Source organism: Stenotrophomonas sp. MH181796 (assembly GCF_009659995.1).
GTDB lineage: Bacteria > Pseudomonadota > Gammaproteobacteria > Xanthomonadales > Xanthomonadaceae > Stenotrophomonas > Stenotrophomonas riyadhensis.
The window spans coordinates 714,220-734,285 of the sequence record NZ_RAHU01000001.1; the positions used below are offsets into that span (position 1 = coordinate 714,220).

The 20,066-nt window shown below is 68.5% G+C and carries 15 protein-coding genes; 12 read left to right on the forward strand and 3 right to left on the reverse strand.

Annotation, left to right across the window (positions count from 1 at the left end):
- The first annotated feature begins 129 nt into the window (after positions 1 to 129).
- Together D5301_RS03285 and mnmG are read left to right on the forward strand one after the other, a co-directional pair.
- Positions 130 to 612, forward strand: a complete 483-nt coding sequence (locus tag D5301_RS03285) for a hypothetical protein (protein WP_153854761.1) — start codon at positions 130 to 132, stop codon at positions 610 to 612.
- A 551-nt stretch (positions 613 to 1,163) separates the two neighbouring features.
- Positions 1,164 to 3,053, forward strand: a complete 1,890-nt coding sequence (mnmG, locus tag D5301_RS03290) for a tRNA uridine-5-carboxymethylaminomethyl(34) synthesis enzyme MnmG (protein ID WP_075675914.1) — start codon at positions 1,164 to 1,166, stop codon at positions 3,051 to 3,053.
- A 125-nt stretch (positions 3,054 to 3,178) separates the two neighbouring features.
- Here mnmG and smeC read toward each other — a convergent pair whose 3' ends face one another.
- The 3 genes from smeC to smeA are packed head-to-tail and all read right to left on the reverse strand — an operon-like array spanning position 3,179 to position 8,949.
- Positions 3,179 to 4,594 (reverse strand): multidrug efflux transporter outer membrane subunit SmeC, encoded by a 1,416-nt coding sequence (gene smeC, locus D5301_RS03295; RefSeq protein ID WP_153854762.1) that lies wholly within the window; start codon positions 4,592 to 4,594, stop codon positions 3,179 to 3,181.
- On the reverse strand, positions 4,591 to 7,740 hold the full coding sequence (gene smeB, locus D5301_RS03300; RefSeq protein WP_153854763.1) for a multidrug efflux RND transporter permease subunit SmeB: 3,150 nt from the start codon (positions 7,738 to 7,740) through the stop codon (positions 4,591 to 4,593). The genes smeC and smeB overlap by 4 nt, the downstream gene beginning before the upstream one ends.
- A 12-nt stretch (positions 7,741 to 7,752) precedes the next feature.
- Positions 7,753 to 8,949, reverse strand: a complete 1,197-nt coding sequence (gene smeA, locus D5301_RS03305; protein WP_110714053.1) for a multidrug efflux RND transporter periplasmic adaptor subunit SmeA — start codon at positions 8,947 to 8,949, stop codon at positions 7,753 to 7,755.
- 117 nt (positions 8,950 to 9,066) lie between these two features.
- Between smeA and baeS the strand changes: the two genes are divergently transcribed.
- The 10 genes from baeS (at position 9,067) to D5301_RS03355 (ending at position 19,682) form a co-directional block, all read left to right on the forward strand.
- Positions 9,067 to 10,470 (forward strand): sensor histidine kinase efflux regulator BaeS, encoded by a 1,404-nt coding sequence (gene baeS / locus D5301_RS03310; protein ID WP_153854764.1) that lies wholly within the window; start codon positions 9,067 to 9,069, stop codon positions 10,468 to 10,470.
- On the forward strand, positions 10,467 to 11,156 hold the full coding sequence (locus D5301_RS03315; RefSeq protein WP_110714055.1) for a response regulator: 690 nt from the start codon (positions 10,467 to 10,469) through the stop codon (positions 11,154 to 11,156). The genes baeS and D5301_RS03315 overlap by 4 nt, the downstream gene beginning before the upstream one ends.
- Positions 11,157 to 11,288: 132 nt before the next feature.
- Positions 11,289 to 12,110 carry a nucleotidyltransferase domain-containing protein gene (locus D5301_RS03320; protein ID WP_110714056.1) on the forward strand — a complete coding sequence of 274 codons (822 nt, stop codon included), beginning with the start codon at positions 11,289 to 11,291 and terminating at the stop codon, positions 12,108 to 12,110.
- A gap of 168 nt (positions 12,111 to 12,278) precedes the next feature.
- Entirely contained in the window at positions 12,279 to 12,809 is a 531-nt protein-coding gene (locus D5301_RS03325; protein WP_153854765.1) for a gamma carbonic anhydrase family protein, read from the forward strand.
- Positions 12,810 to 12,932: 123 nt separating this feature from the next.
- Entirely contained in the window at positions 12,933 to 13,622 is a 690-nt protein-coding gene (locus D5301_RS03330) for an RDD family protein (RefSeq protein ID WP_110714058.1), read from the forward strand.
- On the forward strand, positions 13,619 to 14,611 hold the full coding sequence (locus D5301_RS03335) for a stage II sporulation protein M (RefSeq protein ID WP_153854766.1): 993 nt from the start codon (positions 13,619 to 13,621) through the stop codon (positions 14,609 to 14,611). The genes D5301_RS03330 and D5301_RS03335 overlap by 4 nt, the downstream gene beginning before the upstream one ends.
- On the forward strand, positions 14,601 to 16,223 hold the full coding sequence (locus tag D5301_RS03340; protein ID WP_153854767.1) for a DUF4129 domain-containing protein: 1,623 nt from the start codon (positions 14,601 to 14,603) through the stop codon (positions 16,221 to 16,223). The genes D5301_RS03335 and D5301_RS03340 overlap by 11 nt, the downstream gene beginning before the upstream one ends.
- Positions 16,220 to 17,404: a DUF4350 domain-containing protein gene (locus D5301_RS03345; protein WP_153854768.1), complete on the forward strand. Its 1,185-nt coding sequence runs from the start codon at positions 16,220 to 16,222 to the stop codon at positions 17,402 to 17,404. Before D5301_RS03340 ends, D5301_RS03345 begins: the two co-directional genes overlap by 4 nt.
- On the forward strand, positions 17,401 to 18,387 hold the full coding sequence (locus tag D5301_RS03350; RefSeq protein WP_005411535.1) for a MoxR family ATPase: 987 nt from the start codon (positions 17,401 to 17,403) through the stop codon (positions 18,385 to 18,387). The genes D5301_RS03345 and D5301_RS03350 overlap by 4 nt, the downstream gene beginning before the upstream one ends.
- Positions 18,384 to 19,682, forward strand: a complete 1,299-nt coding sequence (locus tag D5301_RS03355; protein ID WP_153854769.1) for a DUF58 domain-containing protein — start codon at positions 18,384 to 18,386, stop codon at positions 19,680 to 19,682. Before D5301_RS03350 ends, D5301_RS03355 begins: the two co-directional genes overlap by 4 nt.
- Positions 19,683 to 20,066: the final 384 nt, after the last annotated feature.

The window sequence follows — 20,066 nt, forward strand, 5'->3', positions numbered from 1 at the left end:
GCGACCGGGGCACAGGTCATGCCAGCATGCGGGCCTTCACCTCCATTCATCCTGGCCGGTGGAATTAAGGGCCGATTCAATGCCGGCGCACGAAGCTGACTGCACACCCGTCCTCTGGGGGGACCCACCATGAAAACGCGCCTGATGCTTGCCGGTGGCCTGTTGCTGGCCCTGACCGGCTGCACCACCTACGACTATGTCGGCGGCGGCCGCAGTGGCAGCTACTACCACGGTGCGCCGTCGGTGGAGTACCGCTACCCGGCCGGCTATCCCTACAACTACGGCCCCTACTACGGTGGCTATGGCGGCTACTACGGCGGCTACGGCAACCCGTATTACTCGCGTCCGATCTACCGTCCGCCGCACAACCACCGCCCGCCACCGCGCCCGGGCAATGGCGGCGAGAACCGTCCGCCGCCGTCGCGGCCGTCGTACAACGGCGGTTCGCCATGGCGGAACATGGACTCGATGCGGCGCCCGCCGCAGTCGAACATCCAGCCGTCGGCACCACCGCCACAGGCCCGTCCGGCCCCCGTGCCGAGTGCGCCGAGGATGAACGGTTCCCCCTGGCGCAACATGGATCGTGGGACGCAGCGCACAGTTGAGCGCTGAACCGTCTTGCATTTCACACGGTCCAAGCCGCACTCTACGGGACCAGTGACGGCCCGCGTCACAATGTGACAAAAACGACACGGGCCGCCGCAAAAAGCTCTACGTCGATATCCGACAGGAACATCTGGATCCCCCCTGTTCCGGCCCTGTCGGATGTCGGCACCTCTGAAGGCAGACGGCCCCGCAATGCGGGGCCGTTTGTTTTGCCGGGCCGCGAACCGGCGAGAGCCCCAGCGTCAGTGAGATCCACGCCATGCGTGGATGGGGCCTTTCCCGCCGCCCCAAAAAACAGGGCCGGACAGTCCCCCGACTGCCGGCCCTCTGCTCCCCCACCGTGCGCCTGTACCGGCCCCTGTTCCAATTCCGGTCACGGGCGCCTACGGCGCCAGCCACGATGGGTGCTATTGGGTTATCTGCAAAAATCCTGCCAACTTTAGGGCTGATTTCGACGCCGGCCGGCCGGCACCGACGTCCCGCCCCCGAATGGCGCTAAAATCGCCACCCCGGCGCCGCCCCCCGGTCCGCGCCCGCCCCCAGCTGAACAGCCCCCCATGAACCCGTCCTTCCATCGTTACGACGTCATCGTCATCGGCGGTGGCCACGCCGGCACCGAAGCCGCGCTGGCCGCGGCCCGCACCGGCGTGCGCACCCTGCTGCTGACCCACAACATCGAAACGGTGGGCGCGATGAGCTGCAACCCGGCCATCGGCGGCATCGGCAAGGGCCACCTGGTCAAGGAAATCGACGCTCTCGGCGGTGCGATGGCGCATGCCGCCGACCGCGCCGGCATCCAGTGGCGCACGCTCAACGCCTCCAAGGGCCCGGCCGTGCGCGCCACCCGCTGCCAGGCCGACCGCAACCTGTATCGCATGGCGATCCGCGCCATCGTCGAAGGCCAGGCCAACCTGACCGTGTTCCAGGCCGCCGTCGATGACCTGGTCATCGAAGGCGACGCCGTGCGCGGGGTGATCACCCAGACCGGCCTGCGCTTTGACGCCGAGGCCGTGGTGCTGACCGCCGGCACCTTCCTGGCCGGCAAGATCCATGTTGGCCCAACCCAATACGCCGCCGGCCGCATGGGCGACCCGCCGGCCACCACGTTGGCCGCGCGCCTGCGCGAACGCCCGTTCCAGGTGGACCGCCTGAAGACCGGCACGCCGCCGCGCATCGACGGCCGCTCGCTGGACTACAGCGTGATGGACGAGCAGCCCGGCGATTCGCCGCGCCCGGTGATGTCCTTCCTCGGCTCGGTGGACGAGCATCCGCAGCAGGTCAGCTGCTGGATCACCCACACCACCGAACAGACCCACCAGATCATCCGCGACGCACTGCATCGCTCGCCGCTGTACAGCGGCCAGATCGAAGGCATCGGCCCGCGCTACTGCCCGTCCATCGAGGACAAGGTGGTGCGCTTCGCCGAAAAGGCCAGCCACCAGATCTTTGTCGAACCCGAAGGCCTGGGCATCGTCGAGATCTACCCCAACGGCATCTCCACCTCGCTGCCGTTCGACGTGCAGCTGGAGATGGTGCGCAGCATCCGCGGCTTCGAGAACGCGCACATCACCCGCCCCGGCTACGCGATCGAGTACGACTTCTTCGACCCACGCGGGCTGAAGGCCTCGCTGGAAACCAAGCTGGTCAACGGCCTGTTCTTCGCCGGCCAGATCAACGGCACCACCGGCTATGAAGAAGCCGCCGCGCAGGGCCTGCTGGCCGGCCTCAACGCCGCACGCCAGGTGCGTGGGCTGGACGGCTGGTGCCCGCGTCGCGACGAAGCCTACCTGGGCGTGCTGGTGGATGACCTGATCACCCACGGCACCAACGAGCCCTACCGCATGTTCACCAGCCGCGCCGAGTACCGCCTGCAGCTGCGCGAGGACAATGCCGACCAGCGCCTGACCCCGGCCGGCCGCGAAATGGGCCTGGTGGATGACCGCCGCTGGAACGCATTCGAGACCAAGCAGGCGGCCGTCGCCGCCGAACGCGCGCGCCTGGGTGCGCTGTGGGCAACCCCGGCCAATGCGCTGGGCCGCGAGGTGCAGGACACGCTGGGCGTAGCGGTCAGCCGCGAAACCAACGTGCTGGACCTGATCAAGCGCCCCGAGCTGGATTACGCGCAGCTGATGCAGGTGCCGTCGCTGGGCCCGGCCGTGGCCGACGGCAAGGTGGCCGAGCAGGTCGAGATCGGCGTGAAGTACGCCGGCTACCTGGACCGCCAGCGCGAGGAGATCGAGCGCCAGCAGCGGCATGAAGCCACGCCGATCGCCGAGGCCTTCGACTACGCGACGGTGCGCGGGCTGTCGGCCGAAGCGCTGCAGAAGCTGGAGCGCGTGCGGCCGCAGACCATCGGCCAGGCGCAACGCATCCCGGGCATGACCCCGGCCGCGATCTCGCTGCTGCTGGTGCACCTGGAGCGCGCACGCCGCGGCCGCGTGGCGTAACGCGGTCGAACCTGCTTCTGGTGGGTGCCGACCTTGGTCGGCACGAATCATCTGATCGCATGCTTCCGTGCCGACCAAGGTCGGCACCCACCGGAGCGGAAGACGCACACACCCGCGCAAGCGCGTTACCGTGCGTCCGCGCCGCCGCCCAGCACCTTGAACAACGTCACCCGGTTGCCCGCCTCCTGCTGCTGCAACGCGATCAGGTCCTGCTGCGCGGCATACAGGCTGCGCTGCGCGTCCAGCGCCTGCAGATAGCCGTCCAGCCCGGTGCGGTAACGCGCATCGGCCAGCGTGTAGCTGCGCTGGCTGGCGGCGACCAGCGCACGCTGGGCCTCCATCTGCGCGGTCAGGTGATCGCGCGTGGCCAACGCATCGGCCACTTCGCTGAAGGCCTGCTGGATTGCCTTCTCATACTGGGCGATGCCGATGTCCTTGCCGATCTTCGAGGCATCCAGCGAGGCCTTCAACGCACCGGCGTGGAAAATCGGCGCGGTGATGCTGGGCGCGAACGACCAGCCGCGGGTGCCGGCCGAGAACAGCGTCGACAACGCGGTGGAGCTGTGGCCGTAGTTGGCAGTCAGCGTCAGCGTCGGGAAGAACGCGGCGCGCGCGGCACCGATATCGGCATTGGCCGCCTGCAGCGCGTGTTCGGCAGACAGCACGTCCGGGCGGTGCAGCAGCACGCTTGAGGGCAGGTTGGAAGGCAACGGCGCCAGCGCCACGGTGCCGTCCAGTGCCTGTGCGCTGGGCAGCATCGCCGCCTCCAGCGGCGCGCCCACCAGCAACTGCAGCGCATCGCGATCCTGCGCCTGCTGGGTCTGCAGCTTGGCCAGCGCACCGCGCGCGGCGTCCACGCTGGTCTGCACCTGCGACAGGTCCAGGCCCGAGGCCAGGCCTTGTGCATGGCGGGCCTCGGTGCGCTGCAGGGTCTGCTGCTGGCTGTCCAGCGTCTGCCGGGTGAACGCCAGCGACTGCTCGTCGGCCGCCAGCGCCAGCCACACCGTCGCCACTTCGGCCACCAGGCTGGTGCGCGCGGCGCGCTGGTTCTCGACGCTGGCCAGCCAGTTCTGCAGGGCCTCGTTCTTCAGGCTGCGGACGCGCCCGAACAGGTCCAGTTCCCAGCTGCTGATGCCCACCTGCACCGCATCGGATTCGGTCACCTGGCTGACGCCGATCTCGCTGTTGGCATCACTCACCCGCGAGCGGGTGACACTGCCACTGGCATCCACCGACGGCAGCAGCGCCGCGCGCTGGATGCGGTACTGCGCGCGTTCCTTCTCCACCTGCAGCACCGCCACGCGCAGGTCGCGGTTGTTCTGCAGCGCCAGCGCGATCACCTGCTGCAGGCGCGGTTCCAGGAACACCTCACGCCAGGCCGGCATCGCCAGTGCCGGCCCGGTCTCGCCGGTGGCGGCATTGCCGAACTGTGCCGGCACCGGCGCCTCGGGGCGCTGGTAGTGCGGTGCCATGCTCACGCAGCCGCCCAGTACGGTGGTCATCGTTGCGGCCGCCAGGGCGCGCAGCAGCATCGGCTTCATGGGCTTGCCTCCGGGGCAGTGGCTTCGGCCGGCGCGCGGCCCGGGAACATGCGGCGCACCAGCAGGTAGAACAACGGCACGAAGAACATGCCCAGCACCATCGAGGCGACCGTACCACCGGCCACGCCGGTACCCAGCGAACGGCGCGCGGCCGAACCGGCGCCGGTGGCGAACACCAGCGGCAACACGCCCATCAGGAACGCCAGCGAGGTCATCACGATCGGACGCAGCCGCAGATAGACCGCCTGCAGGATCGCTTCGCGGGTGCGCTTGCCCTGCTGTTCGAGGATACGCGCGAATTCGACGATCAGGATGCCGTTCTTTGCTGCCAGACCAATCGTGGTCAGCAGACCGACCTGGAAGTACACGTCGTTGTTGAGGCCACGCAGGTTCATCATCAGCACCGCACCGAACACGCCCACCGGCACCGCCAGCATCACCGCGAACGGCACCGCCCAGCTTTCATACAACGCCGCCAGGCACAGGAACACGAACAGCAGCGAGATGGCATACAGCATCGGCGCCTGGTTGCCCGAGAGCTGCTCCTGGTAGGCCATGTCCGACCAGGCATGGCTGAAGCCTTCCGGCAGTGTGTCGGCCAGCCGCGCGATCTCGGCCATCGCCTCGCCGGAGCTGACGCCCGGTGCTGGCTGGCCGGTGATCTCCATCGCTGATACGCCGTTGTAGCGCTGCAATGCAGCCGGCGCACTGGTCCAATGCGTGCTGATCAGCGACGACAGCGGCACCATCTGGCCGGCCTGGTTGCGTACGCTCCAGCGCTCGATGTCCTGCGGCTGCATGCGTGCTTCGGCGGTGCCCTGGATGAACACCTTCTTGATGCGGCCCTTGTAGATGAAGTTGTTGACGAAGTCGCCGCCCAACGCCGCGTTCAAGGTGTCATTGACGTCCTGCGGGTTCACGCCCATGGCCTGCGCCTTGGCGTCGTCCACCTTCACCGCGTATACCGGCGCGTCTTCCAGGCTGGCGTAGCGCACGTTGACCAGCTTCGGGTCCTTGGCGGCTTCCTTCAGCAGCGTGTTGCGCGCGGCCACGGCGGCGGCATGGCCGGCACCGCCTTCGTCCTGCAGTTCCAGGGTGAAACCGCCCGCATCGCCCAGGCCGAGGATGGCCGGTGGCGAGGTGATGAATACCTGCGCATCGGGCACGCTGGCCATCGCCGCGGTCAAGCGCGCGGCGATGGTATCGGCATCGTCCTTGCGGTCATCCCAGTCCTTCAGGCGGATGAAGGCCTGGCCGACGTTCTGGCCGCTGCCGGTGACACTGAAACCAGCGGTGGCCTGGATCGAGAGCACGCTGTCGTCCTTCACCGCAGCGGCACTGAGGCGATCCATCACTGCACGGGTCTGCTCCAGGGTGGAGCCGGCTGGCAGCTTCACCAGCGCGTTGAGCATGCCCTGGTCCTCATCGGGCAGGAATGCGCCGGGCAGGTGCCACAGCAACAGGCCGGTGGCCACGCTCAGCACCAGGTAGAACAGTACGCCCAGCGTACGCCGGCCGAGGAAACCATCCACGCGATGGCGCAGGCCGTTGGAGGTGCGCTCGAAGCGGTGGTTGAACCAGATGAAGAACTTGCCCAGCAGGCTCGGCTCGCCGCCGTGGTCGCCATGCGGGTGGCCGCCCTTGGGAATCTGGTGCAGGATGCTGCCGCACAGCGCTGGGGTGATGGTCATCGCCACCAGCACCGACAGGATCATCGCGGCGGCGATCGTCACCGAGAACTGGCGATAGATCACGCCGGTGACACCACTGAAGAACGCCATCGGCAGGAACACCGCGGTCAGCACCAGCACGATGCCGACCAGCGCGCCGGTGATCTGGCCCATCGCCTTCAGCGTGGCCGGCTTCGGGGCCAGCCCTTCGAAGGTCATCACCCGCTCCACGTTCTCCACCACCACGATGGCATCGTCCACCAGCAGGCCGATGGCCAGCACCAGCGCGAACATGGTCAGCGTGTTGATCGAGTACCCGAAGGCCGCCAGCACGCCGAACGTGCCCAGCAGCACCACCGGCACCGCGATGGTCGGGATCAGCGTGGCCCGCCAGTTCTGCAGGAACAGGTACATCACCAGCACGACCAGCGCGATCGCCTCGATCAGGGTGATCACCACTTCCTTCAGCGAGATGGTCACGAACGGCGTGGTGGTGAATGCCACGTGGGCGGTGTAGCCATGCGGCCAGTACTTCTGCAGCTGCTGAAGCCGCGCATCGATGGCCTTGGACACGGCGATGGCGTTTGCACCGGCGTTGAGCTCGATGCCCAGCGAGGCCGACGGCTTGCCGTTGAAGGTGCTGATGCTGTCGTAGCTCTCCGGCCCCAGGCCGATCGTCGCCACGTCGCCCAGGTGCACCACGCTGCCATTGGCATCGGCCTTGAGCACCACCTGCGCGAACTGCTCGGGGGTGTGCAGGCGGCTGCGCGCGGTCACGGTCGCGTCCAGCTGCTGGCCCTTCAGCGCCGGCTGGCCACCGAGTTCACCCGCCGACACATCGGTGTTCTGCGCCTGCAGTGCGCTCTCGATGTCCGACGGCATCAGCGCGTACTGGCGCATCTTTTCCGGGTCCAGCCAGATGCGCATGGCGTATTCCTGGCCGATCGGCTGGATGTTGCCGACGCCGCTGACACGGCTGATCTGGTCGTCGATGCGCGCTTCCATGAAGTTGGCGACATCGAAGTTGTCCATGCTGCCGTCTTCGCTGGTGAACGACAGCACCTCGAAGATCGAACCACTGGACTTGGTGATGGTCAGGCCGTTCTGCTGCACCGCCTGCGGCAGCGTCGCCATGGCCGCCTGCAGCTGGTTCTGCACCTGCACCTGTGCGGTGTCCGGATTGGTACCGGTAGCGAACACCAGGTTGACCTGCGCCGAGCCGTCGGAGGCACTGGTCGAGGTCATGTACATCAGGTGGTCCAGGCTCTGCTGGGACTGCTCGATGACCTGGGTGACCGCGTTCTCCACGGTCTGCGACGAGGCGCCGGTGTAGGTGGCGCGGATGGTGATGGTGGGCGGGGCGATCTGCGGGTAGCGGTCCACCGGCAGGATCAGGATCGCGAGCAGGCCGAGCAGGCTGACCGCGATGGCGATCACCCAGGCGAAGATCGGCCGGTCGATGAAGAAACGAACCATGCGCGGCGGGCCTCAGTGCGACTTTTCGTCGGTGTTGCCGTTCGGGTCGACCGCCGGCATCGCCGCCAGCTGCGCCCTGCTGGCCGCCACCGCCTTCACCTGCTGGCCGAGCGATACCGCACTGCCATTGCTGACGATCACCCGCTCGCCGGCCTTCAGGCCCTGCGTGATCTGCCACTGGTTGCCCACCACCTGGCCGGTGCTGACCCGGCGTTCCACCACATGGTCCTTGGCATCGAGCAGGCGCAGCAGCGGCTCGCCACGCTCGTTGCGCAGCACCGCCTTCTGCGGCACCAGCAGGGCGCGCGCGTCGGTGGCCATCGGCAGCACCGCCTTCAGGTACATGCCCGGCAGCAGCAGGCCGTCCGGGTTCGGGATGACCGCGCGCAGCACCACGTTGCCGGTGCCCGGGTCGACCGCACTGCCAACGAACTCCAGCGTGCCTTCATGGGCATAGGTGCTGCCGTCCTCCAGCAGCACCTTCACCTGCGCCTTGCCATCGATGGCCTTCACCAGGCCGGCATCGAGCTGCTTGCGCAGCGCCAGCATCTGCGTGCTGGACTGGGTCACGTCCAGATAGACCGGGTCCAACCGCTGGATGGTGGCCAGCGCCGCGTCCTGGCCGGCTGCGACCAGCGCACCGGCGGTGACGCTGGAGGTGCCGATGCGGCCGTCGATCGGTGCGGTCACCCGGGTGTAGTCGAGGTTGATGCGCGCGGCCTGCAGCGCGGCGCGCGCGGCGATCACATTGGCCTGCGCCTGCTTCAGCGCCGAGGTGGCATCGTCGGCATCCTGCTTGCTGGCCGCATCCATGCCCAGCAGCGCGCGCGTGCGCTCGGCCTTGGGCTGCGCCGACAGCACGGTGGCCTCGGCCTGGGCCAGCTGGCCACGGGCGGTATCGAAGGCCGCCTGGTACGGTGCCGGATCGACCTGGTACAGCAGCTGGCCGGCCTTGACCTGCTGGCCTTCAGTAAACAGCCGCTGGCGGATCAGCCCACCGATCTGTGGCCGCACCTCGGACACCTCGAACGGCACCGCGCGGCCGGGCAGGGTCTGCTGCAGCGCCAGTGGCTGTGCGCTGGCGGTGATGATGCCCACTTCGGGCGTGGCCGGGACGTCGGTCCTGCCCGCCGAGCAGGCGGCCAGGGCCAGCAGCAGGGGCAACAGCAGCGGACGGGGGGAACGGGACAGCGGGCGCGGGAGTGACATGGGGGGCGTGGAGGCCTTGCGTTGACCCGTGCACGCTGCCGTGGAACTGTGCAGAGAATATGGAGATTGTGCGACCGGCTCAGCTGACGCTTGCTTTCAGCGCCGCATGCGCCGCTAATGGCCCCCGCGATGGCGAAGATTCGACTCAAATTCGGCCTGACCGCGAAGACCTTCCTCGCGATCTTCACCGCCTGCCTGCTGGTGCTGGCAGTGAACGGCATTGCCAGCCGCGTGGCGTTCCAGACCGGCTTCCTGGACTACCTCAACGACCAGGGCGACCTGCGCATGCAGCGCCTGATGCCCCACCTGCAGCGCGAGTACAGCGCCCACGGCGGCTGGGAGCATCTGCGCGGCGACAGTGACCGCTGGGCGCGGCTGCTGCGCCCGGACCTGGCCCATGGGCACGAAGGCCCGGTGCCGCCGCTGTCCGACCAGACCGGCGTTCCCTCACGGCTGGGCCTGTTCGATGAGCAGCATCGGTTCGTGGCCGGCAACCCCGATGCCACCAGTGATGACGATCCGCATCCGGTGCAGCTGGATGGGCACACCGTGGGCTGGCTGGGCATGGTGCCGTTCCAGACCGTCATCGCCACCAACGATCTGAATTTCTACAACACCCAGATGCGCGCATGGTGGGTGATCGGCATCTCGCTGCTGCTGGTGACGGTACTGCTGGCCTGGCTGGTGTCACGCGCGCTGCGCCAGCGCCTGGCCAAGCTGGCCGCCGCCACCCACCGGCTCGCCGCCGGCGACTACGCCACCCGCATCCAGCGCACCAGCGATGACGAGCTGGACGCACTGGTCAACGACTTCAACCGGATGGCACAAGCGCTGGATGATACCGAGCGCAACCGCCGCGCCTTCATCGCCGACATCTCGCACGAACTGCGTACGCCACTGGCGGTGGTACGCGCCGAACTGGAGGCGATCGAAGACGGCATCCGCCCGCTGGACCGCGCCAACCTCGGTGCCCTGCAGGGCGAGATCCGCCAGCTGGGCAAACTGATCGACGACCTGCACGACCTGTCGATGACCCAGTCCGGGGGCCTGGCCTACCGCTTCGCGCCGCTGGACCTGGTGGCACTGCTGCGCAGCGAGCTCAATGGCATGCGCGTGCGCTTCGCCAATGCGGGCCTGGCGCTGGAAGAAGACCTGCCGGCCGGCCCGCTGCCGGTCTCCGGCGATGAGCGGCGCCTGCAGCAGGTCCTCGCCAACCTGCTGGAAAACGCGCTGCGCTATACCCATACCGGCGGCCGCGTACGTGTGCAGGCCGCGCGCGTGCCCGCCGGCGTGCAGCTGGTCGTGGAAGACACCGCTCCGGGCGTACCGGCCGACAAATGCGCGCTGCTGTTCGAGCGCTTCTACCGGGTGGAGAGTTCGCGCAACCGTGCCAGCGGCGGCAGCGGGCTGGGCCTGGCCATCAGCCACAACATCATCCTCGCCCACCACGGCCACATCCACGCCGAGCCTTCGGTGCTGGGTGGCCTGCGCGTGGTCATCACCCTGCCGGAGCCTGCATGAGCACGTCCCCCGCTGCGTCCGCGAAGATCCTGATCGTCGAGGATGAGCCACGCCTGGCCTCGGTCCTGCGCGACTACCTGGCCGCCGCCGGCATGGCCAGCGAATGGGTGGACGATGGCGGCCAGGTGATCGACGCCTTCGCGCGCTACCAGCCTGATCTGGTGCTGCTGGACCTGATGCTGCCACAGCGCGACGGCGTCGACCTGTGCCGCGAACTGCGTGCCAGCAGTGACGTGCCGGTGATCATGGTCACCGCGCGGGTGGAAGAGATCGATCGCCTGCTGGGCCTGGAGATCGGCGCCGACGACTACATCTGCAAGCCGTTCAGTCCGCGCGAAGTGGTCGCGCGGGTGATGGCAGTGCTGCGCCGCTACCGCCCGGACCCCGCTGCACGCGCCAACAGCGGCCTGCACATCGATGAGCCGGCGGCACGCGCCACCTGGAACGGCAAAGGCCTGGACCTGACGCCGGTGGAGTACCGCCTGCTGCGCACCCTGCTGGCCACGCCCGGCCGGATCTGGGCCCGCGATGAGTTGCTCGACCGCCTCTATCTGGACCATCGCGTGGTGGTCGACCGTACCGTCGACAGCCACGTGCGCAACCTGCGCCGCAAGCTGGCCGACGCCGGCATGGAAGGCGAGCCGATCCGCTCGGTATACGGGATGGGTTACAGCTACGAACCCTAGCCGGTAGTGCCGGCCGCTGGCCGACAACCGCAGAATTCCAGGTGCGCCCATGAGGTTGCCGGCCAGCGGCCGGCACTACCCGTGCGCACCTGCGTTACAGTCGAGCACGCTCGACACTGCGAACACGACTGCATGGACGATATCCACCCGATCGCGCCGGACAAGCGCGCCGCCATCCTTTCCACCCTCGCCGCGATCGAACAGCGCCACGATGTGCGTGTGCTGCTGGCCTGCGAATCGGGCAGCCGCGGCTGGGGCTTCTCCTCGCCGGACAGTGACTACGACGCGCGCTTCATCTACGTGCATCGCCAGCCGTGGTACCTCAGCGTCAACGAGAGCACCGGTCCCGGCGAAGCGCAGCGTGATGTGATCGAGCTGCCGATCGATGAGGAGCTCGACGTCAGTGGCTGGGACCTGCGCAAGGCACTGCGGCTGGTCTCCAAGTCCAATCCAACGCTGATCGAGTGGCTGCGTTCGCCGATCGTGTACCAGCAGGATGACGCTGCGGTGGCGCAGCTGTGGGAGGCAGCGAAGGGGTTCTATTCGCCGCTGGGCAGCTGGTGGCACTACATGAGCATGGCGAAGACCACGTACAGCCGCCATCTGGGCGAGCCCACCGTCAGTACCAAGAAGTACCTGTATGTGCTGCGTGCCCTGCTTGCCTGCCAGTGGATCGAAAGCGAATCCACGCCGCCGCCGATGGCCTTCGAGGACCTGCTGGACCGGCTGCTGCCTGACGGTCCCGTGCGCAACGCCATCGACGCCCTGCTGGTGGTCAAGCGAGCCAGCGCCGAAGTCACCGCCCGTCCGCGCGTCGTCATCATCAGCGACTACATCGACCATGCAATGGCCGTGCGCACCGCGCAGGTCCCGCAGCTGGCGGCCGGACAGGGTGACAACGGCTGGCTGGACGCACTGTTCCGGAAGATGCTGGCCGAACTCGCGCCTGCATAGGCGACCGCGCCGGCTTCTGGTAGTGCCGGCCGCTGGCCGGCAACCACGGAAATCCAGATGCGCCCATGAGGTTGCCGGCCAGCGGCCGGCACTACCCCGCGGCAGGCACGCGGCGTGCGGACCACGCGGGTATCATCGCAGTGAACGCCCTGATTTCCGGAGACACCGATGAACCCGCTGCGCCCCTTCCGCGACAAGATGCCCGTCCTCGGCGAGCGCGTGTACATCGATCCGGCCTGCACCCTCATCGGCGACGTGGAAGTGGCCGATGACGTGTCGGTGTGGCCGGGCACGATCATCCGCGGTGACGTCAACTACGTGCGCATCGGTGCGCGCACCAATGTGCAGGACGGCACGATCATCCACGTCAGCCACCACAGCCCGTACAACAAGGCCGGCTACCCGACCCTGATCGGCGAAGGCGTGACGGTCGGCCATGGCTGCATCATCCACGCCTGCACCATTGGTGATTACAGCCTGATCGGCATGGGCGCCTGCATCCTCGATGGCGCCCGCGTGGAGCGCCATGGCTTCGTCGGTGCCGGTGCGGTGGTCGGCCCGGGCAAGGTGGTGGGCGAAGGCGAGCTCTGGGTCGGCAACCCGGCCCGCCCGGCCCGCACGCTGAGCGACAGGGAAATCGAGTCGCTGCACTACTCGGCCGACCACTACGTGCGGCTGAAGGATGAATACCTGGGCTGAGCAGCCAACGCCGCCATGCGGCTCTGCTAAAGTCTGGGCCCGACCAGGACCTGTCGAGACCCCCATGCCTGTGGACGCCTGCCGGAGAGGACTCCGGCGCCCACAACGAAGGCCATCGCACTGATGGCCGCACCGATGCTCGATACCTACCGCGAGGTGGTGACGCCGGAGGGTGTGCTGCTGCAGTTGCCGGCAGCCGGTCCGCTGCCGCGGGCGATGGCCTGGCTGATCGACCTGGGCGTACGCATCGCGGTGCTGGTACTGATGTCGATTCCGCTGGCGCTGCTGGACAAGTTCGGCTCCGGCCTCTACCTGGTGCTGATGTTCCTCGTCTACTGGGCCTACCCGATCGTCTGCGAGGCACTGTGGGGCCGTACCCTCGGCAAGCGCGCACTGGGCCTGCGGGTGCTGTCGCGCGATGGCGCACCGGTGGGCTGGATGGCGTCGATCACCCGCAATCTGCTGCGTACCGTGGACATGCTGCCGTTCGGCTATGCATTGGGCCTGATCAGCAGCCTGTTCGACCCGCATGGCCGGCGCCTGGGTGACCTGGTGGCCGGCACCGTGGTGGTGCACGCGCCTGCGCTGTATCTGCCGCCGCCACCCACCATCGACAGCGTACTGGCCCCGCCACAGCCGCTGCGCCCGGAAGAGCAGGCCGCGCTGATGGCCTTTGCCGAGCGCGCGCCACGGCTGTCGGCGGCACGCCAGCAGGAGCTGGCCGGCATTGCCGAGCCCCTGACCGGTACCCACGGCCAGGTCGCCGTGCTGCGCCTGTACGCCATGGCCAACTGGCTGCTGGGGCGGCGATGAAGCAGGAACAGTTCGTCGCCCGCTATCAACAGGAGTGGCAGGACCTGGAGCAGTGGCTGCTGCTGCGCGCCGGTGCCTCGCGCCGCACGCGCCGCAAGGCCAGCGGCCTGGCACTGGACGACACTGCCTTCCCGCAGCGCTACCGGCGCCTGTGCCAGCAGCTGGCGCTGGCCCGCGAGCGCGGCTACAGCCCACAGCTGGTGCAGCGCCTGCAGCAGCTGATGCAGCAGGGCCACAGCGTGCTGTACCGCACGCGGCCGACGCGCTGGCGCGCGGCACTGGAGTTCCTGGTGGCCGACTTTCCGCTGCTGGTCCGCAGCCAGGCACGCAGCATGTGGGTGGCACTGGCGATGTTCGCGTTGCCGGCGGTGGCCTGTTTCGTGCTGGCGCAGGCCTATCCGGACCTGATCCACATGCTGATGGACAACCGCCAGATTGCCGAGATGGAGCGCATGTACGACCCCGCGGCCGAACGCCTGGGCCGCGACAGCGGCACCGACTGGATGATGTTCGGCCACTACGTCATGAACAACATCAGCATCGCCCTGCGCACCTTCGCCAGCGGCCTGCTGGCCGGGCTGGGCACGCTGCTGGTACTGCTGTTCAACGGCGTGACCATCGGTGCGGTGGCCGGCCACCTGCAGCACATCGGCCACGGCGGCCCGTTCTGGCGCTTCGTGGTCGGCCATGGTGCCTTCGAGCTGACCGCGATCGTGATCGCCGGCGGCGCCGGGCTGCAGTTGGGCATGAAGCTGCTGGCACCGGGCCGGCGCAGCCGCCTGGATGCACTGGTCAACGGCGGCCGCATCGGCGCACGGCTGTGCCTCGGCGTCGCCTTCATGCTGCTGGTCGCGGCCTTCATCGAGGCCTTCTGGTCATCGATCGCCGAAGTACCCGCATGGGGCAAGTTCAGCGTGGCCGGCGTGCTGTGGGCCGGCGTGCTGTTGTGGCTGTGGCGCGGCGGACGTGGAGGCGGCGATGCGCATTGACCGCCTGGACGTGGTGCTGCGCGCGCGCAGCGGCTGGGAAGCCATGGAGCTGGGCAGCGCCCTCGCCCGCCGCCACGCACGTGCGGTCTGGGGCAGCTGGCTGCTGGCCAGCGCCCCGCTGTTCGTGATCTTCAACGCACTGGGCTGGTGGCTGGATGCGTTCGGCTGGGCCTGGCTGGCGATGTGGTGGTGCAAACCACTGTTCGAACGAGCGCCGTTGTACGTGCTGTCGCGCGGCATCTTCGGCGAGCCGGTCGGCACGCTGGCGGCGCTGCGCGCACAGGGTGCGTGGGGCAACAGCGGCTTCTGGGGCTACCTGGGCTGGCGCCGCTTCAGCGTGCTGCGCAGCCTGTGCCTGCCGGTGAACCTGCTGGAAGGCAACACGCCGGGCCAACGCGGTCCACGCCGTCGGGCGGTGGCAGCTGGCGCAGCGGGCGCGGCACTGGTGCTCACCGTGACCTGCATGGCGTTCGAAGCGGTGCTCGTGTCCGGCGCGATCGGCGCGGTGTTCATGTTCATGCCGCTGGAGCTGATGTCCGAATCGTGGCGCACCGCATGGGACATGATTGGCCAGGACACGCCCGCATGGGCGCGGCTGGGCTTCAACCTGGCATGCTGGCTGGCGTCGGTGCTGATCGGGCCCTTCTACGTTGGTGCCGGCTTCGGCCTGTATCTGAACCGGCGTACGCAGATGGAAGCCTGGGACGTGGAAATCGCCCTGCGGCGCCTGCGCGACCGCCTGCTGCCGGCGGCATCGACGCTGGCGCTGCTGCTGTGCCTGGCACTGCCGCTGCTCTCCACACCGGTGCATGCGCAGGACGCGGACACCGGGCCCGAACGTGCCATGGGCAAGCCCAACGACCGTGGCATCGACGCCGAGGAAGGCGACGAAGGACCGACCATCGACCCGGCCAACACGCCGGCAATGATCTTCGGCGGTACGCCGGTGGACACCGCCGGTTTCCGTCAGGCGGTGAACCGCGCCTATGAGGACCCGCTGCAGCGCCCGACCCGCGAGGTCACCCGCTGGAAGCCGATCGAGCAGGCCGAGGAAAAAAAGAAGGAAGACAAGCAGCTGCAGCGTGACGCCAACAGCAAAGGTGAACGCAAAGCGCGCAAGGACGGCATCGCCTGGCTGGCACGGCTGGCCGAATGGGGCCTGTGGGGCCTGCTCGGCATCCTGCTGCTGGTGCTGCTGCTGACCGCGCGGCTGTGGCTGCCGTGGCTGCGTGGCAGTGGCCGCCGCAAGGCCGACGCTGCACCGAAGGTGCTGGAGGAGCAGGTGGAGTTGCCGGTGGTGCTGCCGCCAGACGTGGCCACCCAGGCTGGCCTGCTGTGGGACCAGGGCCGGCCGCGGCAGGCGCTGGCCCTGCTGTACCGCGCCAGTGTGCGCACGGTGGGCGAGCGCAGCGGTATCGCGCTTCCACCCGGTGCCACCGAAGCGCAATGCCTGCGCGCATCGCGGCGCATGCCCCAGGCCAGCGACCGTGACCTGTTCGCGCGCATCGTGCGCATGTGGCAGTACGCCGCCTACGGTGGCCGCCTGCCCAGCCGCGCCGATTTCGATGCATTGGCCGGCACCCTGCGCCAGCAGTACGGGTGGCAGGCATGAGTCCGCGCCTGTTCTGGTCGTTGCTGCTGGGGGTGCTGGTGCTGCTCGGTGTGCCGCTGACCATCCTCTACCTGCGCACGCACGAGCGGGTGACCGAGACGATCCGGCTGCCGCCACAGGGCGAGGCCGCCTACAACCCGCTGTACGTACTCGGCCAGGCCCTGCGCGCCGATGGCATCGACGTGCATTCGCGACCGCGGCTGGAGTTGCAGCAGATGACGCTGGGGCGCCACGACACGGTGGTGCTGCTGCAGGACAGCAGCGAACTGCCGGCGCCGGCGGTGAAACAGCTGCTGGACTGGGTCGACCAGGGCGGCCACTTGCTGGTGCGTACACCGCCACCGGCCGAGGACGATGCCAGCAGCACGCAGGGTCCCCTGCTGGACCAGTTGAGCGTGGACAGCCTGTTCCAGCGCAGCGACTGCCAGGCCTTCCATGTCGACGACGATCCGGGCCACGTCGAATTCTGTGGTGGCCGCCGCTTCACCCTGGGGTTTGCGGCCAGTGCGCAGGCCGAACGCCGCTGGGGCACTGATCGCGACCTGGTGTTCGCGCGCCTGCGCCACGGCCAGGGCAGAGTGAGCGTGCTGGCCGACATGGAGTTCATGCGCAGCGAAGTGGACTCACCGGCAGCGCGCCTGGCCTCTGCCGCAGGCAAGGCCAGCGACGGCCTGCACGATCCTGCCCATCGCGACCTGACCCGCTACCTGCTCGATCCGAACTACGGCAAGGGTGCGGTCTGGCTGGTCTATGCCAGCCGCCCGCCGTCGTTGTGGTCGCGCATGTTCTATCAGGGCTGGCCGCTGTGGGCACCGTTGCTGCTGGCCCTGCTGGGTTGGCTGTGGGGCCGCTCGCAGCGCTTCGGCAGCCTGCTGCCGTCACCGGTGCTGGAACGCCGTTCGCTGCTGGAGCACGTGCGCGCCAGTGGCGAACTGCTGCTGCGCTTCGGTCACGGCATACGCCTGTACGAGGCCGTGCTCGCCCTGTTCCTGCACCGCCTGCGCCTGCGCGCACCGATTGCCGCCGCACTGGATGGTGCGCCGCGCGATCAGGCCATCGCCGAGCTGCTGAAGTGGCCGCAGGGCCGCGTCGCCAGCGCGCTCACGCCCCCACCGCCGCACGATTCCTCCGCCCTGCGCGAGCGCATCCGCTTGCTGCTCCAGATGAGATCCCTGCTATGACTGAAGTCCCCGAGCTGCCGGCGGCCGCCAACGCCCGCCTGATCGAACGCGTCGATGCCATCCGCGATGCCGTCGGCCACGCCTTCATCGGCCAGGCCGATGTGCTGGACCAGATCCTGGTGGCCCTGCTCGCCGGTGGTCACGTGCTGATCGAAGGCGTGCCCGGGCTGGGCAAGACCCTGCTGGTGCGCGCACTGGCACAGGCCCTGGAACTGGATTACGGCCGCGTACAGTTCACCCCCGACCTGATGCCCAGCGACGTCAGTGGCCACGCGGTGTACGACCCGAAGAGCGAGAGCTTCAAGATCCGTCGCGGCCCGGTGTTCACCAACCTGCTGCTGGCCGACGAGATCAACCGCGCACCGGCCAAGACCCAGTCGGCGCTGCTGGAAGTGATGCAGGAAGGCCAGGTGACCATCGAAGGCAAGGCCTTCACCCTGGCGCCGCCGTTCATGGCGCTGGCCACGCAGAACCCGCTGGAGCAGGAAGGCACCTACCCGCTGCCGGAAGCACAGCTGGACCGCTTCCTGCTGAAGGTGCTGATCGACTACCCGCAGCTGGAGGACGAGAAGCGCATGGTGACCGCAATCACCAGCGGCCGCGCCGCCAGCGATTTCGACCTCAGCCAGGTGCCGCGTGTGCTCGGCGCCGGCGAGCTGCTGGAACTGCAGCGCGCCACTGCGGCGATCACGGTCGATGACGAAGTCATCGATTACGCGGTACGCATCGTCGCGGCGACCCGGCAGTGGCCGGGTATCGCGGTCGGCGCTGGCCCGCGTGGCAGCATCGCGCTGGTGCGTGCCTCGCGTGCACAGGCGGTGCTGGCCGGTCGTGATTTCGTCACCCCGGATGATGTGCGCGACATCGCACGCCCGGCGCTGCGCCACCGCATCGCGCTGGCACCGGAACTGCAGATTGAAGGCCAGGACGCCGACGACGTGCTGGGCGCGCTGCTGGCCAAGGTGGAAGCGCCGCGCCGATGAGGCCGGCCCCGCTGCTGCTGGCGCTGCTGCTGGCCTGGGCTGTCCTGGGCGGCCTGGTGCTGGGCGGGTTGCTGCCGCGCTGGAGCTGGGCGCTGGCGGCGCTGGCGATTGCCGTGCCGGCGCTGGTGGATCTATGGCGCCAGTGGCGGCGTCCGTCGCCGCAGGTGCAGCGCGAACTGCCCGAAGCGCTGGCACTGGGCGTGCGCCGCGAGGCTGCACTGCGGCTGCAGGCGGACGCACCGATGACGGTGCAGGTGTTCGATCTGGTCCCCGGCGGCTGGCCGCTGGAGTCACTGCCGCAGCGCGTGCACCTGCAGGCCGGCAGTGCCTCCACCCTGCACTATCATCTGCAGCCGCTGCAGCGTGGGCATTTCCGCTTCGAAGGCGTGCACCTGCGCATGCGTTCACCGTGGCGCCTGTGGTGGCAGCAACGCACGCTGCCGCCAGCACTGGACGTGCGGGTCTATCCGAACTTCGTACCGCTCACCCGCTTCGCCCTGTTCAGTGCCGACCAGGCCTCGCGGCTGGTCGGCGCACATGTGAAGCGTCGCCGTGGTGAAGGCACCGACTTCCATCAGATGCGCGAGTACCGCATCGGCGACAGCCTGCGCCAGCTCGACTGGAAGGCCACCGCGCGTGCGCGCAAGCTGATCTCGCGCGAGTACCAGGACGAGAAGAACCAGCAGCTGCTGCTGATGCTCGACAGTGGCCGCCGCATGCTGGCCAGCGAAGGCGGGCTCTCGCACTTCGATCATGCATTGAACGCCTCGCTGGTGGTGGCCTACCTAGCGCTGCGCCAGGGCGATGCCGCCGGCCTGTTCGCCACCGGTGGCGAGCGCCGCTGGGTGGCACCGCAGCGCGGGATGGGCACCGTCGAGCACCTGCTGCGCGCCAGCTACGATCTGCAGCCTCGCGCGGTGGCCACCGACTATCTGGCCGCCGCTACCGAAGTGTCGCTGCGCCAGCGCCGGCGCGCGCTGGTGATGCTGGTCAGCAACGTGCGCGACGAAGACATCGAAGACCTGCTGGCGGCGGTGCGCCTGCTGCAGCAGCGCCATCTGGTATGCGTGGCCAGCCTGCGCGAGCGTGAGCTGGACGGCGTGCTGGACAGCGAAGTGCAGACACTGGAAGACGCCACCCAGGCCGGTGCAGCGGCGCTGTATCTGCAGCAGCGCGCGAAGGCGCATGAGGCGCTGCGCAGCGAGAAGGTGATGGTGCTGGACGTGACCGCCGATGCCCTGCCCGGTGCGCTGGTGGAACGCTACCTGGCGGTGAAGCGCGAAGGGCTGCTCTGATACCAGCGATCGCTCTGGTAGGTACCAACCTTGGTTGGCACGAAACCCACAGCGCCGACCAAGGTCGGCATCTACCAACGGCGGTTGCCGGCCAGCGGCCGGCACTACCCCTGCAACGACCGACGCACCGCTCTGGTAGGTGCCAACCTTGGTTGGCACGGAATCAACGGCGCCGACCAAGGTCGGCATCTACCAACACCGATTGCCGGCCAGCGGCCGGCACTACCCCTGCAACGACCGACGCACCGCTCTGGTAGGTGCCAACCTTGGTTGGCACGGAATCAACGGCGCCGACCAAGGTCGGCATCTACCAACACCGATTGCCGGCCAGCGGCCGGCACTACCCCTGCAACGACCGACGCACCGCTCTGGTAGGTGCCAACC